Origin of the sequence: Psychrobacter sp. 1Y11 (assembly GCF_052259045.1) — a bacterium.
In the GTDB taxonomy this organism is placed as follows: Bacteria; Pseudomonadota; Gammaproteobacteria; order Pseudomonadales; family Moraxellaceae; genus Psychrobacter.
In genome coordinates, this window is record NZ_JBQQER010000001.1 from 350,953 (window position 1) to 365,244 (window position 14,292).

At 44.8% G+C, this 14,292-nt stretch carries 13 protein-coding genes; 9 read left to right on the forward strand and 4 right to left on the reverse strand.

The features are described from left to right. Positions 1–30: 30 nt before the first annotated feature. Together ACTXGJ_RS01390 and ACTXGJ_RS01395 are read left to right on the forward strand one after the other, a co-directional pair. On the forward strand, positions 31–906 hold the full coding sequence (locus ACTXGJ_RS01390; RefSeq protein WP_439257382.1) for an ABC transporter ATP-binding protein: 876 nt from the start codon (positions 31–33) through the stop codon (positions 904–906). Next, the gene (locus tag ACTXGJ_RS01395) at positions 896–1,513 is read left to right on the forward strand and encodes an ABC transporter ATP-binding protein (RefSeq protein WP_439240766.1); all 618 of its coding nucleotides are present in this window, start codon (positions 896–898) and stop codon (positions 1,511–1,513) included. Before ACTXGJ_RS01390 ends, ACTXGJ_RS01395 begins: the two co-directional genes overlap by 11 nt. 64 nt (positions 1,514–1,577) lie before the next feature. On the opposite strand, the gene ACTXGJ_RS01400 is transcribed toward ACTXGJ_RS01395, so the two are convergent. Then, positions 1,578–2,300: a hypothetical protein gene (locus ACTXGJ_RS01400; RefSeq protein WP_439240764.1), complete on the reverse strand. Its 723-nt coding sequence runs from the start codon at positions 2,298–2,300 to the stop codon at positions 1,578–1,580. 296 nt (positions 2,301–2,596) lie between these two features. After that, on the reverse strand, positions 2,597–3,286 hold the full coding sequence (locus tag ACTXGJ_RS01405; RefSeq protein ID WP_439240763.1) for a hypothetical protein: 690 nt from the start codon (positions 3,284–3,286) through the stop codon (positions 2,597–2,599). Between the two features lie 244 nt (positions 3,287–3,530). Between ACTXGJ_RS01405 and ACTXGJ_RS01410 the strand changes: the two genes are divergently transcribed. The 6 genes from ACTXGJ_RS01410 (at position 3,531) to acnD (ending at position 12,220) form a co-directional block, all read left to right on the forward strand. Then, positions 3,531–4,547, forward strand: coding sequence for a LysR family transcriptional regulator (locus ACTXGJ_RS01410; RefSeq protein WP_439240761.1), 1,017 nt, complete (start codon positions 3,531–3,533; stop codon positions 4,545–4,547). Positions 4,548–4,730: 183 nt separating this feature from the next. After that, the gene (locus ACTXGJ_RS01415) at positions 4,731–6,017 is read left to right on the forward strand and encodes an NRAMP family divalent metal transporter (RefSeq protein WP_439240759.1); all 1,287 of its coding nucleotides are present in this window, start codon (positions 4,731–4,733) and stop codon (positions 6,015–6,017) included. A 469-nt stretch (positions 6,018–6,486) separates the two neighbouring features. After that, positions 6,487–7,377 carry a methylisocitrate lyase gene (prpB, locus tag ACTXGJ_RS01420; RefSeq protein WP_439240757.1) on the forward strand — a complete coding sequence of 297 codons (891 nt, stop codon included), beginning with the start codon at positions 6,487–6,489 and terminating at the stop codon, positions 7,375–7,377. Positions 7,378–7,421: 44 nt separating this feature from the next. Next, positions 7,422–8,069, forward strand: a complete 648-nt coding sequence (locus ACTXGJ_RS01425; RefSeq protein WP_443564868.1) for a DUF2059 domain-containing protein — start codon at positions 7,422–7,424, stop codon at positions 8,067–8,069. Between the two features lie 101 nt (positions 8,070–8,170). Further along, a complete protein-coding gene (gene prpC, locus ACTXGJ_RS01430; protein ID WP_439240753.1) occupies positions 8,171–9,298 on the forward strand; it encodes a bifunctional 2-methylcitrate synthase/citrate synthase in 1,128 nt (375 codons plus the stop codon). Positions 9,299–9,565: 267 nt separating this feature from the next. Next, on the forward strand, positions 9,566–12,220 hold the full coding sequence (gene acnD / locus ACTXGJ_RS01435) for a Fe/S-dependent 2-methylisocitrate dehydratase AcnD (RefSeq protein ID WP_439241323.1): 2,655 nt from the start codon (positions 9,566–9,568) through the stop codon (positions 12,218–12,220). 146 nt (positions 12,221–12,366) lie between these two features. Here the strand turns inward: acnD and ACTXGJ_RS01440 are convergent, their stop codons facing one another. Both ACTXGJ_RS01440 and ACTXGJ_RS01445 read right to left on the reverse strand, forming a co-directional pair. After that, complete coding sequence (locus ACTXGJ_RS01440) at positions 12,367–12,657, reverse strand: type II toxin-antitoxin system RelE/ParE family toxin (protein WP_439240751.1); 291 nt, start codon at positions 12,655–12,657, stop codon at positions 12,367–12,369. Positions 12,658–12,674: 17 nt separating this feature from the next. Next, positions 12,675–12,896, reverse strand: coding sequence for a TA system antitoxin ParD family protein (locus ACTXGJ_RS01445; RefSeq protein WP_058368813.1), 222 nt, complete (start codon positions 12,894–12,896; stop codon positions 12,675–12,677). Positions 12,897–12,997: 101 nt separating this feature from the next. On the opposite strand from ACTXGJ_RS01445, the gene prpF reads away from it, so the two are divergent. Continuing rightward, entirely contained in the window at positions 12,998–14,221 is a 1,224-nt protein-coding gene (prpF, locus tag ACTXGJ_RS01450) for a 2-methylaconitate cis-trans isomerase PrpF (protein WP_439240748.1), read from the forward strand. Positions 14,222–14,292: the final 71 nt, after the last annotated feature.

Below are 14,292 nucleotides of genomic sequence, written 5' to 3' on the forward strand. Positions count from 1 at the left end.
AAAGATTTATCGATATCGTTTAACCAATATATGAGCGGGTTAAAACAAAGAGAGCTCACTGTCGTCTCAGGTTTAGACGTGAGTGTAAAAAAAGGTGAAATACTAGCCATCGTGGGAGCGAGTGGTTCGGGAAAGAGTTTACTCGCGCATTCAATTTTAGGTATTTTGCCAGCGAATGCGAATGTGAGTGGCACCATCAAATATAAAGGGGAAGCATTGACGGCTAAGCGGCAAGAATCATTACGCGCCAGTGAGATTGCTTTGATTCCGCAATCCGTTAATTTTCTTAACCCACTTATGCGTGTAGGCAAGCAAGTCAGGTCGCCTATGAATGATAAGGCGACAATTGCGGCTCAAAGAGAAGTATTTAAGCGACTCCATCTAGGCCCAGAGGTTGAAGATATGTATCCTTTCGAGCTCTCTGGTGGCATGGCGCGCAGAACCTTGCTCTCGACTGCCATTGTCAGAGATGCCAAGCTTATTATTGCCGATGAACCGACACCTGGACTTGATCCTGTAATCATCAAAGAGGCACTACAGAGCTTTCGAAACCTGGCTGATGAGGGGCGCACCATTATGTTCATTACCCACGACATTGAAGCGGCCTTACAAATCGCCGATCGGATTGCTGTTTTTTATGCAGGGACGACGCTTGAAGTGGCATCAGTAGAAGATTTTACAGGAGACGGTAACAGACTGCGTCATCCTTATAGCAAAGCATTATGGCGTGCCTTACCACAAAACGATTTTATTCCCATTGCAGGTTCGCAGCCTAAGCCAACTGGCCTTTCGCCCGGTTGCTTATTTGCGCCGCGCTGTACGCTTATGATACCTGACTGTAGCGAAGTACAGCCAGACATGCGAGATCTTCGTGAAGGAAAAGTAAGGTGTCTGCATGCAACTTGAAGCCAAAAATATTGGATTTCGCTACGATGATGGACCTTGGTTATTTCGAGGAGTAAATATAACGATAGAATCGGGCGAAATCGTTGGGCTCGTTGGACCCAGCGGCTCAGGTAAAACCACCCTTTGTCGTATTTTATCCGGTTATGAAAATCCCGTAGGAGTAAGCGTTACGCTAAATGGGTCAGCTATCTCTAAAGAAGCTTATCATCCGGTGCAATTGGTGTTTCAACATCCTGAAAAAGCGGTGAACCCACGCTGGAAAATGTGGAAAGTGCTTAATGAAGGTTGGGAACCTAATAAAGAATTGTTAGATTTATTAGGGATTGAAGAGGAGTGGTTTACGCGCTTTCCGAGGGAGCTATCAGGAGGCGAACTGCAGCGGTTCTGTGTGGCAAGAGCGCTTGGGCCAAAGACGAAGTTCCTCATTGCTGACGAGATGACAACCATGCTTGATGCGATTACGCAAGCGCAGATTTGGCATGCGGTGCTAGAGAGCTGTGCGCATAGTGAGGTTGGCATTCTGGTCGTCAGTCATGATGCGGCGCTTGTTAATCGGCTTTGTCAGCGGGTGATTGACTTGAGCGCCTTGGCATGTGCTGAACATTAACAAAAAGGCACTACTGATAGCTAAGCATTCAACCATTACTGTTAACCTATCTAAACAAGCTCTATTAGTAATCACTCTCACGATACAAGGTAGTTTGTGCTTCCTTGGCGAAGTCTTCATAGCTGACGCTAGCGGACTCCTCATTCTGTAAAACTTGCCCATTAGCTACTTCTTGGTTGGGTGTTGAGGGCGGCTTAGTGACTGACTGATCTTTGCTTTTTTTACTATCCATACTAGCGCTAGTATTTTGAACAGTAGCGTCCGAAATTTTATTTTCATTAGTATCACTAGCCTGATTGGTCTTTTGCTCTGACAGGATTACTTGTTTATCTTCATCTGAGCTGCTAGAAGGTGTCGCAGTAGCATGGTTATTGGCGACGCTCTCTTCAATAGAGGGTTTATCCTCAGCGGCCACTACGTTTCCTCCGCTAGTCGATGAGCTATTGCTGGTCATTAGACTAAAAATAACGACAATCACTACCAACAAAATTAAAACAACGCTAGCAGCAATAATTTTTAACTTACTACCCTTTTTAGTGGTATCGTTAGCGTTGTTTTCGGTTTGCTCCAATAATAGGGTGTCAGCTTCAGCAGGCTTATCTACATGCTGGTCTAATGCGGTTGTTGCTGCGCTACGTTTAGAGAATATTGAGCTTAAAAGTGTATTCTTTTTCTTTTTTTGTCCGGCAAAATATTGCATCTCCTCTTCGCTCAACAGCTTATGCGCTAAGCTCCTATCGACACCGTCGTATGCTTCATTGCCACTATCGTTATTAGAGTTTTGCATAGCTACTCAGACACTTAACTATTAACCGATTACTTAGATCGCATCACAGCCGCTTACTTCAAAGTACGGCGGTAGACAATATCATGAATAATTATTATATAGCTATAATGCCAAAAACATCTAGGTCGAATGTCGCTTTTTTTACAGGCAGCAAAAAGAGACCATTAGCAGACTAATGATCGCTATCAGAAAACTTTAAGACGGTTCAAGAAGATATAGTTACTCTGTATAGCACCTCATAAGTTACCGTTAGGACAAATTGTCATTTATAAAGCAGTTATTTTTAATATTAAAATCTAATAAGAGCTGTCACGGTACACCACTTTCTGTGATTCTGCTTTGAAGCTGTCGTAACTGATAGTAGGCTCTACGTCGGTCTCTCCAAGTTGCATTGAGCGTACTCTAGTCGTCATTTTAGCTTCAGGGGCAGTTTTTGCTAATTCAGCGTTTAAGGCTAGGCTATTTAGACTGTGTTTCACTCGCGCTAATTCTCTAGCATTGGCGGCATTTGTTGCTCTTTCTTGTGCCATAGCGATAGTATTCGCTAATGAGTTTTCTTTACCTATGACTGATATATTGTTACTGACCTCAGACATCTGACTGTCAACCGCTGTAATGCGATCGATCAAGGTGTCAGTAGCGCTAAATAAAATAATCACTAACGCTAGCAGCAATAAAGCACAAGACACACCAATAATTGTCAGCAGCCTTGCACTATTGTTTGAGCTCTCATCAGTGGCTACTACCGTTCTGCTGGTCGCAATCATCCGGTGACCATTGTCTTGGGTATAGTCTTCTAAAGAGCTTTGTGGGTAGTTAGCAGCGTTATTTGTACTTTTATTCAGATCTTGATTGATACTTGCCATCGTTTTTTTGAGATACTGCTCGTAAACACTCAGGCTTCGACTATTGATGCTAGGTTTAATATCGTTCTCCTCAGATGACATCTGACTGTGGTTATGACGATTATTATCTCGATAATTCATAAGGCAATATCCAATCAGCCCCCGATTCAAGCTATAAGTATTATTGCAACATTGCCTATTGCTGTTTCATACAAAAGCGCTCTAACATAGGTATCAACGCCATAGACAATCATTCGCTTAAACCAACAATTGCCGCATTATTGACCAAACAATATCGATAGCCCAGCAGAAATAGTACTGAAGGTAGCAAAAACCTGACCAGTAGCATTTGCATTTATGAATATAAGGTTTTGAAGGAGTCTTCATGGATTTAAAACAGCTTAATGCCTTTATTGCTATTGCTGAGTTACGAAGCTTTAGTGCGGCTGCAAAAGTTACCGGAATGTCGCAACCAAGCCTTAGCCGGTTACTTAAGCAGCTAGAGACAGATATGAATGTCGCCTTAATTGATCGCTATCACAGACCACTGCAGCTAACGACTGCAGGCCTGTTTTTTTATGACAAAATAAGTGCTTTATTGATAGAGCTTGATGCCGTTACTCATATGACCCAGCGCCTATCGGCACCTAGCAAAGGCTTGAATATAGGCTTTGTACCCTCTGTGCTTTACGGTCTACTACCTGAGGTCATTGCTACTTTTAAGCAGCAGAACGCTGATATCGAAGTTAATCTCAAGGATATCAGCTCTTATCAGCAGATAGAGGCGCTAAAATCTGGTGAAATTGACGTGGGTTTTGGGCGCTTTGCCCATCAAGATCCTTGGGTACAACAAATACTACTGCGCCATGAGCGTTACCTCGTAGCACTGCCAAAGGCGCATCCACTAGCTGAAGTCAAGGAACAACGCTTGCTAGATTTAGCCAATAGCCGCTTGATTCTTTATCACCAAACCCATCTACCCGGCTTAGTGAATACTGACTCTACTGCTACCGATACGAGTATTAGCACTCGAGGTAAAAGTGCAAAACAAAGTCCCAAACCAGCTACAAATTCAGTCACTGATTCAGTCACTGAGCCTCTGTTATACCTATTTGCCCAGCACGGAATTACCCCGCTTAGAACCAGTAAAGTGAGTGATCTACAAGTGGCGCTCGGCCTCGTCGCTGCAGGAGAGGGCATCACTTTAGTGCCTGCAAGTCTACAAGTGATGCGAACTAAACAAATCAGCTATCAGCGTTTGATCCATGAAAACGTTACCTCCCCTATTTATTTACATACGCTAAAAGACTTTACCCACCCAAAAGTATCTGACCTACTCATTGCTATCTATGAGATCTATGAGCAGCGCGGTATCACTTACCGGCGTCAGCAGTTTGTCTAAGGTAAGCTAATAGTTATTATTCGCAAACCTCATAGTTGTGCTAAAGTCACCGAAAAAAGCCCCTACAAACTTCAATCGACTATACTTTCTAACGATTATTGCTCGTTATGACATTTTTTAACTTTATTGGTCGGCTATCACAGGTCAGTGATAGCTCGTCGCCTGATGTAAACTGAGGTATCTATGACCACACAACGAATAAACAACTCCGATATAAATAGCCAAGATGCTAGCCGCGCGCCCGCAGGTTTTAGTTGGCGAATTTTTGGTCCAGGTATCTTGATGGCAACAGCCGCTATTGGCGGCTCGCATCTGATCTCATCGACGCAGGCAGGCGCGATATACGGTTGGCAGTTGGCTATTATGATTATCTTAGCCAATGTCTTTAAGTATCCGTTTTTTCGCTTCGGCACCGACTACGTCTATGATACCGGCGAGAGTTTGATTGCTGGCTATGCCAAGCGCTCAAAAGGCTATCTTTGGATCTATTTTATTCTCTCGATCTTATCAGCGGTCATTAGTACTGGTGCGGTCTCTTTGATAGCGGCGGTGATTTTAGGGTTTATGTTCCCGGCCTCTATTGGTCTGTCGACTATTAGTTTGTCTTTGATTATCGTCGCAGTCTCGTGGTTATTTTTGATTGCCGGTCATTATAAATTGCTCGATGGCGTGACTAAGTGGATTATGATTGCACTGACCGCCGCCACAGTCATTGCCGTACTTATCGCAGCCGGTAAACCTACGGTGATGACGGCTGACTTCGTTGCTGCTTCGCCTTGGAACCTAGCCACTCTAGGTTTCATCGTCGCGCTAATGGGCTGGATGCCAGCGCCATTAGAGTTTGCCGCCATTACCTCGATGTGGACATCGGCGAAGAGAAAGACGGATAATACTACCCATCGTCAAGGACTATTAGACTTCAATGTGGGCTACGCGGTTTCTGCTATCTTGGCGTTGTTTTTTTTATCGCTTGGCGTTTTTGTTCAGTATGGCTCAGGCCAAGAGATTGAGCTGGTTGGCGGTGCGTATATCAACCAGCTGATCAGTATGTATACCAATACCATAGGCGACTGGTCGCGGCTATTGGTCGCCTTTGTCGCCTTTATGTGTATGTTTGGCACGACGATTACTTGCGCTGATGGTTATGGCCGTGCCAATGCTGAGTGTTGGCGACTGCTCAAAGGTCAAAGGGAGATCAGCAAAAAACAAATCGCCTTTTGGACGACCTACGCTATCGGCGGTGGCTTAGTGATTATTACCTTTTTTACGGGTCAGCTTGGCTCTATGCTGAAGTTCGCTATGATCTCCGCATTCGTTTCCGCCCCTATCTTTGGTTGGTTGAACTACTCTTTAGTGAGTAAGCATCAAAAACTCTCTACTGGCATGAATGCCTTATCGATTGCCGGTTTATTATTCTTAGGTGGCTTTGCGCTACTGTTCTTGGCCAATCTGTTTGGTCTGCTTGGATAGTCTGTTCTCAAATGAGATTGAGTACTAGTTGCTGTTTATAACTGCTAATTATTATTTAATACTTAAAGCCCTCATAGCTTAGCTATAAGGGCTTTTTTGCTGACTATTATAAAAACTGGTTAAAGCTCATTTGACCTTATTTATGGCATAAAAAACCACAGTGATAGTAGCTATGTAATTGTAACTAAATGTAACGGTAAACAGTTCGATTACTTTGCTCGGTAAAGTAATTTGAATACTACAATGAGGTAATCAGCGATTATATGAATATAATTATTCAAAAAATAAATAATGTTAATTATTTTAAAGTAATATTTCATTATATATTAACTATATGCTGTATTTCTCACTTTGCAATATCAGTGATTGAGTGTACTCTTAAGCAATAAACCATATCGCACCCTTATATTTAACCCTTAATGATCAGACTTTTTAAGTTAAGTCATCTCTTCTATGCAAGGATTCTCACATGAGCTCATCAGCTGGCGCACGCTTTCGTAGTGCAATGCAACAACAAAACTCTAATGACCTGCCTTTACAAATCGCTGGCACTATCAATGCTTACACTGCCATGATGGCCACCCAAGTCGGTCATAAAGCCATTTATCTCTCTGGAGCTGGCGTGGCGAATGCTTCTTTTGGTTTACCTGATTTGGGCATGACTAGTCTTGATAATGTGTTAGAAGATGCGCGCCGTATCACTGATGCTGTTGATACACCCCTATTAGTAGACATCGACACGGGTTTTGGTGGCGCATTTAATATCTCGCAAACCATCAAAAAAATGGAAAAAGCGGGCGTAGCAGCGGTACATATCGAAGACCAAGTGGCACAAAAGCGCTGTGGTCACCGTCCTAATAAGGAAATCGTTAGTATCTCAGAGATGGTCGATCGTCTAAAAGCGGCGATGGATGCCAAAACCGATCCTGACTTTGTGGTGATGGCGCGCACTGATGCCTTATCGGTTGAAGGTTTGGATGCTGCGGTTGAGCGTGCAGTCGCCTTTCAAGAGGCGGGCGCTGATATGATTTTCGCCGAAGCCTTGACGGATATCGAGATGTATCGTAAGTTTACCGATGTATTAGACATTCCTGTCCTTGCCAATATGACAGAGTTTGGTCAGACTGATCTGTATACGACCGAGCAGCTATATAGCGTCGGTGTCGACATGGTGCTGTATCCTTTATCAGCGTTTCGCGCAATGAATAAAGCGGCGCTTAATGTCTATCAGCACCTATTAGACGACGGCACACAAGAAAAGGTTGTCGATACGATGCAGACGCGCATGGAGCTATACGACTTTTTGAACTATCATGAATTTGAGCAAACACTAGATAAATTGTTTGCTGATAATAAGTAATTAAGTAATGTAGCTGTTGATATTCACCAAACTTTAGGGTCTCTATGTCAGTTGTTATTCATATTAAGAAGCAAACCTTACCCAAAGTCTCATTAGGCTGTACCTTAGCTGCTGCGTTATTTATTAGCGGCTGTAATGATACTTCCACCACTGAAGCTGTAGAGGGAGTCGACACTGTCAATGATACGGCTGTCGTTACTAGTGATGAGGTCGCTACTAGCGCTAGCACTGATTCAGATGAGCTAGTCATGACAACGATAACTCTAGATACCGTCGATCAGATGTTATTTGTACCGCTACTTACCAATGGTGAGCTGAATCAAGAGCAAATCAGCTGCCTCGAGGCTCGGGACAAAGACTTGGGTAAGGCGGAGGTCGATGCGTTTTATAAAAGCAAGTTTAGTGATGCTGAGCTGGCGTCACTCAATGAGTTTTATGCCTCGGATGTGGGTCAAAAGCTACTAGACTTCGGTAATGAGCAGCTGCTTATTATGAACGGCCAGCAAGTCGCTACGCCAATGCCTGATCCTACCCCTGAGGAGATGGCTGAAATTCAGACCTTTATGGAATCACCGCTTGGCGCTAAGTATATGGAAGTCAATAACGCTGAAGGTGCTGGCAGTGCTATGGAGGTGATAAATAAGCCTCTCAATGCCGAATTTGAGCGTTGTAATATCGATATAGAGCTATAGAACTATAGAGCTTTCAGTAAAGTAAACCCGTTCACCCTATTAGTATGATTTTTCGTGAAGTTGTTTCGTTCCACCCAAAAGCCACCAAAAGGAATTTAATCATGGCAGCACAAAAAGAGTTATCAGGCGCAGGCCTACGTGGTCAAGTTGCAGGTAAGACCGCTCTATCAACCGTAGGTAAATCAGGTTCTGGCCTGACGTACCGCGGTTACGATGTCTCAGAGCTTGCAGATAAGTGCGTCTTTGAAGAAGTCGCCTATCTATTACTTTATGGCAATTTGCCGACCCAAAGCGAGCTTGACGACTATCAGGCCAAACTCAAAAAACTACGCGGTTTACCACAACCATTAAAAGACGTACTTGAGCGCATTCCCGCGGACGCGCATCCGATGGATGTACTGCGTACCGGCTGCTCAATGTTAGGTAACCTTGAGATGGAAACTGACTTCTCTCAAGAGAATGATAAGACCGATCGTATGCTTGCGGTATTCCCATCTATCATTAACTACTGGTATCGCTTTACGCACGACAATGAGCGTATCGAGACTGAAACTGATGACGATACGATTGGTGGTCACTTCTTGCATTTGCTCAAGGGTGAAAAACCAAACGAGCTACATACTAAGGTGATGAACGTCTCGCTTATTCTTTATGCTGAGCACGAGTTCAATGCATCAACCTTTACTGCGCGTGTTTGTGCTTCTACCCTATCTGATATTCACTCTTGTATCACAGGTGCGATTGGCTCCCTGCGTGGTCATTTGCATGGCGGCGCGAACGAAGCGGCAATGGATATGATCGAAGGCTTTAGCTCGCCTGATGAAGCCGAAAAAGAGATGATGGCCATGCTCGAACGTAAAGATAAGATCATGGGCTTTGGTCATGCTATCTATAGCGAGTCTGATCCACGTAACGTGGTAATTAAAGGGTGGGCGGAAAAATTAGCTGACGATGTTGGCGATACTGTGCTATATCCTGTATCTGTTCGTGCCGAAGAAGTCATGTGGCGCGAGAAAAAATTATTCTGTAATGCTGACTTTTTCCATGCTTCCGCCTATCACTTTATGGGTATCCCGACTAAACTATTTACACCCATCTTTGTCTGTTCGCGCTTGACTGGTTGGGCGTCTCACGTTTTTGAGCAACGCGCTAATAACCGTATCATTCGTCCAAGTGCAGAATACACCGGTGAAGAGCTGCGTCCTGTACCTGATATAAGCGCTCGTTAATAGTCTTAAGTATTTTTTGAAATAAACGATTTGTAGGGTGGGTTAGGAGCGTAACCCGCCGATCTGACTAGCACACCCTGCAATTTATTTTAAATCTACCCTACCCTTTATTTAGCAAAGTCTATATCTAATGGAGCTTTTGAAAATAAATTTTGCTAAATAAAATATCTCTAAAAAAACCCTCTTTAAATCTCTTATACCCTCTACACAGGAAAGCCCGCCATGAGCGATGACAAGCAGCCTTTAACGCAAGTTAATCCGCAAACCATGAATGAGCAATACAAAAAGCCATTACCGTCTTTGGATGGCAGCAGTACTGATTTGCATTATTTTGACGTCGAGCATGCGGTCAATGACATTGAGCCTGGCGCTTATGCCAAGCTACCTTTTAGCTCAAAAGTACTATGCGAAAATCTTGTACGCCGTTGTCCGCCAGAGGATCTCACCGAAGCGTTATCACAGCACATCTACCGTAAGCAAGAGGTTGATTTTCCTTGGTATCCTGCCCGTGTCGTTTGTCATGATATTTTAGGTCAAACGGCCTTTGTTGATTTGGCAGGCTTACGTGATGCTATCGCGGCGGAAGGCGGGGACCCTTCCAAAGTCAATCCCATCGTACCGACACAATTAATCGTCGATCACTCATTAGCGGTTGAGCACGCAGGTTTTGAAGAAGACGCTTTTGAGAAAAACCGCGCGATTGAAGAGCGCCGTAACGAAGACCGTTTTCACTTTATCAACTGGTGCCAGTATGCCTTTGATAATGTGAATGTAGTACCGCCTGGCAACGGCATCATGCATCAAATCAACCTAGAAAAAATGTCGCCAGTCGTACAAGTCGTTGCCGACCAAAACGGCGATGCGGTGACTTTTCCTGATACCTTAGTCGGAACGGATAGTCATACGCCAATGGTCGATGCACTTGGTGTCATCTCTATCGGGGTCGGCGGGCTTGAGGCCGAAAGCGTCATGCTAGGTAACCCCTCTTATATGCGCCTGCCGAACATCGTTGGCGTTGAGCTAACAGGTAAGCTGCAAGAAGGTATTACCGGCACCGATTTAGTCTTGGCGATGACAGAATTCTTACGCGAAGAAGGCGTAGTTTCAGCCTATCTAGAGTTTTATGGCGAAGGCGCACGCAATATCACTGTTGGTGATCGCGCTTCGATCTCCAACATGACCCCAGAATATGGCGCTACTGCCGCGATGTTCTCCATCGATGAGCAAACCATCGATTATTTACGTCTGACAGGCCGTACTGAGCAGCAAATCAAAACCGTTGAAGCTTATGCTAAACAAACGGGTCTTTGGGCCGATGGCATGGTCGATGCTGAATACGACCGTGTGCTACATTTTGATCTATCTAAAGTCGTGCGTAATATCGCAGGCCCATCACGTCCGCACGCGCGTGTCTCGACGACTGATCTGGTTAAAGAAGGTATCGCTCACGGCGAAGGTGACAAACTACCAGAACCAAAAGATGGCCTGATGCCAGATGGCGCGGTTATTATCGCCGCTATCACCAGCTGTACCAATACTTCTAACCCGCGTAATATGGTAGCCGCCGGTATTGTCGCACGTAATGCAGTAGAAAAAGGCCTCGTACGTCAGCCTTGGGTCAAGTCTTCATTAGCGCCAGGCTCGAAAACCGTTAAGCTGTATTTAGAAGAATCAGGTTTGCTGCCTGAGCTACAAACCTTAGGCTTCGATGTGGTGGCCTTTGCTTGTACCACTTGTAACGGTATGAGTGGCGCGCTCGATCCTAAGATCGAACAAGAAATCATCGACCGTGATCTATTTAGTACTGCTGTACTCTCAGGCAACCGTAACTTTGACGGTCGTATCCATCCGTATGCCAAGCAAGCCTTCCTGGCCTCACCGCCACTAGTCGTCGCCTACGCTATCGCTGGTAATATCCGTTTCGATATCGAAAAAGACTCGCTCGGTAAAGACCAAAACGGCAACGATGTCTACCTAAAGGACATCTGGTTCGATGACGCCGAAGTCGATGCTATTGTCAAAGCTTCGGTTAAGCCAGAGCAATTCAACGAAGTTTATATTCCGATGTTTGATGCAGGCAAAGCTGAGGCAGATCGCAACGAAGCGTCCGTCATCGATCCACAGTACGACTGGCGTGAAATGAGTACCTACATTCGCCGTCCGCCATATTGGGAAGGTAAAATGGCGGCGATGAATCGTCTGAAAGGGTTACGTCCACTAGCGGTACTCGGCGATAACATTACTACCGATCATATGTCGCCATCAAACGCAATTATGAGTGAATCCGCTGCTGGCGAGTATCTCGATACTATGGGATTACCTGCTGAGGATTATAACTCTTATGCGACTCATCGCGGCGATCACTTAACCGCGCAGCGTGCGACTTTTGCCAATCCAAAACTGCTCAATGAGATGGTTCGTGATGAGAAAGGCGACGTTATTCAAGGCTCACTCGCTCGCGTAGAGCCAGAAGGACAAGTGATGCGCATGTGGGAGGCGATCGAGACGTATATGAATCGTGAGCAGCCACTGATCATCATCGCAGGTGACGGCTATGGTCAAGGCTCAAGCCGCGACTGGGCCGCTAAAGGCGTGCGTCTGGCTGGCGTGGAAGTCGTCGTCGCCGAAGACTTTGAGCGCATTCACCGTCAAAACTTAGTGGGTATGGGCGCACTCCCCGTACAGTTCAAAGAAGGCACCAACCGCGAGACGCTAAATATCGACGGCACAGAAATCTTCGATATCGAAGGTGATGTCTCCGCTGGCGGTGAGATGACGCTAGTCATTCATCGCACTGATGGCTCAGTCGATAAGACGCCTGTTATCTGCCGCTTAGATACAGCTGATGAGGTTAAAATGTATAACTCTGGCGGTATGCTCCAGCGTTTTGCCAAAGAGTTCTTAGCGGGTGAAGTGGCTTAAACGTTTAAGGTTTAGCTTGTAAGTTATAAATAACCGATGTTGTATAGAGGTATAGCATCGGTTTTTTAAGCTTATATTTTCTAATTATTTGGATTGGGCGAATGATAACGATAAGTTTTAGCAATATCGGACTGTTAAAGTTAGCTCTAAAGCATCAACTTAACATCACGATAAAAGTTCTCATGTGTTCCTAGCATAAGCAGCGTAAGAACGAGCTGACCATCATCTATCTGATAAGCTAATAACGTTAACTGTTTTGCCATTTTAAATTTGTGGACGCGCACAGACGAAAGGTCACCTGCTTTAAGTGTTCCTATATGTGGCTTGTCAACGATTGCGTGCACAGCCTTATCAAGGTCTGATTTTTGATTCTTATGTAGCTTTTTGACTGATTTTTTGAACCCATGAGACTGAATAACACGTAGAGATTGAGTCATAGTTTTTCCAGATTAAACTATCCAAATTCATAAGGCTCAGTCATACCCGCGTCAACCTCAGCTTGTGCAATTAATAACTGACGAACAAACTCATAGGATAAATCAGGATTATCTTCCATAATTTGACCGATAGTTGCCCAGTGCTCAATCTGCTTCGGTGGTGTCCGGTGTTGTGCTTTTGCAATAGCGTGAGCTTTGTCAACCAGTGACTTATTAAGTCGTATACTTGCAGTGGACATAATGCCCTCCTTATTTAATAACACTTACCTTTGTGGTATTTTACCACAAACAAAAAATATTAACTATTCACACTATAATAAGACTTAAAGGAATGAAATCCATGACCCAACCCACTTTCGCCCCGCAAATATCCGTCCCCGCCATCTACATGCGCGGCGGTACCTCAAAAGGCACCTTTTTTAAATTATCCGACCTACCAGAACGTTGCCAAGTAGCAGGTGCGGCGCGTGATAATTTTTTATTGCGCGTTATCGGTAGTCCTGACCCTTATGGTAAGCAAATCGATGGCCTAGGAAATGGTAGCTCTAGCACCTCAAAGACGGTAATTTTATCGCCTACTGAAATGCTAGACCACGATGTAAACTACTTATTTGGACAAGTCAATATCGCTAAGCCCATGATTGATTGGGCAGGTAACTGCGGTAATTTAACCGCTGCCGTTGGCGCTTGTGCGATTAATATGGGTATCGTTGACGCCGAAAAAGTAGCAGCTAGTAGTGAGTCTGGCATCTGCGAAGTGCATATTTGGCAAGAGAATATTAGCAAAACGATTATTGCGCATGTACCGGTTTACAAAGACGAGCAAGGAGCGGTGCAAGTACAAGAAACGGGTGACTTTGAGCTTGATGGCGTCACCTTCCCTGCCGCTGAGGTCAAAATTGAATTTATCGATCCTGTAGACTCTTCTAGCGATATGTTCCCGACTAACAATCTCGTTGATGATTTTGATGTCTCTGGATGTGGCCTCGATAAAGACAGCGTAAAAGCGACCTTTATTAACGCCGGTATTCCAACGATATTTATGAAAAGCGATGACTTGGGCTTTACGGGAACGGAGTTGCAGGACCATATTAATAGTAACAGTGAGCTACTGGCTAAACTAGAAAAAATCCGTGCCCGTGGCGGTGTGGCGATGGGACTATTTAAAGATGAGAGTGAGGCGCAAAGCAGTCAACATATTCCCAAAATTGCGTGGGTGGCTCCAGCGCAAAACTATACCGCCTCTAGTGGTAAAGAAGTAAAATCTGCTGATATTGATCTAGTAGTGCGCGCTATGAGTATGGGGCAATTGCACCATGCGATGATGGGTACGGCTGCCGTTGCTATTGCCGCAGCGGCAACGACGCAAGGGACGTTGGTCAACGCGGCGGCTGGCGGTGGTAGTCTTAGTGAAGTTAGATTTGGTCATCCTTCAGGTACGCTGTTAGTTGGCGGCAAAACGGAACAAGTCGATGGGCGCTGGCAAGCTAAAAAAGTCTCGATGAGCCGCTCTGCTCGTCGTATTATGGAAGGCGAAGTGTTTGTGCCTGAGGATGCGTTTTAAGCAAAAAATTTTAAATAGGCGCGCCTTACGAAAGATAGATAAATTATATACGAGTGAGCCTATGCATATAG

Coding starts and splice junctions, on each gene's coding strand:
- ACTXGJ_RS01390 (WP_439257382.1), top strand. CDS start 31: ATGAGCGGGTTAAAACAAAGAGAGCTCACTGTCGTCTCAGGTTTAGAC.
- ACTXGJ_RS01395 (WP_439240766.1), top strand. CDS start 896: ATGCAACTTGAAGCCAAAAATATTGGATTTCGCTACGATGATGGACCT.
- ACTXGJ_RS01400 (WP_439240764.1), bottom strand. CDS start 2,300: ATGCAAAACTCTAATAACGATAGTGGCAATGAAGCATACGACGGTGTC.
- ACTXGJ_RS01405 (WP_439240763.1), bottom strand. CDS start 3,286: ATGAATTATCGAGATAATAATCGTCATAACCACAGTCAGATGTCATCT.
- ACTXGJ_RS01410 (WP_439240761.1), top strand. CDS start 3,531: ATGGATTTAAAACAGCTTAATGCCTTTATTGCTATTGCTGAGTTACGA.
- ACTXGJ_RS01415 (WP_439240759.1), top strand. CDS start 4,731: ATGACCACACAACGAATAAACAACTCCGATATAAATAGCCAAGATGCT.
- prpB (WP_439240757.1), top strand. CDS start 6,487: ATGAGCTCATCAGCTGGCGCACGCTTTCGTAGTGCAATGCAACAACAA.
- ACTXGJ_RS01425 (WP_443564868.1), top strand. CDS start 7,422: ATGTCAGTTGTTATTCATATTAAGAAGCAAACCTTACCCAAAGTCTCA.
- prpC (WP_439240753.1), top strand. CDS start 8,171: ATGGCAGCACAAAAAGAGTTATCAGGCGCAGGCCTACGTGGTCAAGTT.
- acnD (WP_439241323.1), top strand. CDS start 9,566: ATGAATGAGCAATACAAAAAGCCATTACCGTCTTTGGATGGCAGCAGT.
- ACTXGJ_RS01440 (WP_439240751.1), bottom strand. CDS start 12,657: ATGACTCAATCTCTACGTGTTATTCAGTCTCATGGGTTCAAAAAATCA.
- ACTXGJ_RS01445 (WP_058368813.1), bottom strand. CDS start 12,896: ATGTCCACTGCAAGTATACGACTTAATAAGTCACTGGTTGACAAAGCT.
- prpF (WP_439240748.1), top strand. CDS start 12,998: ATGACCCAACCCACTTTCGCCCCGCAAATATCCGTCCCCGCCATCTAC.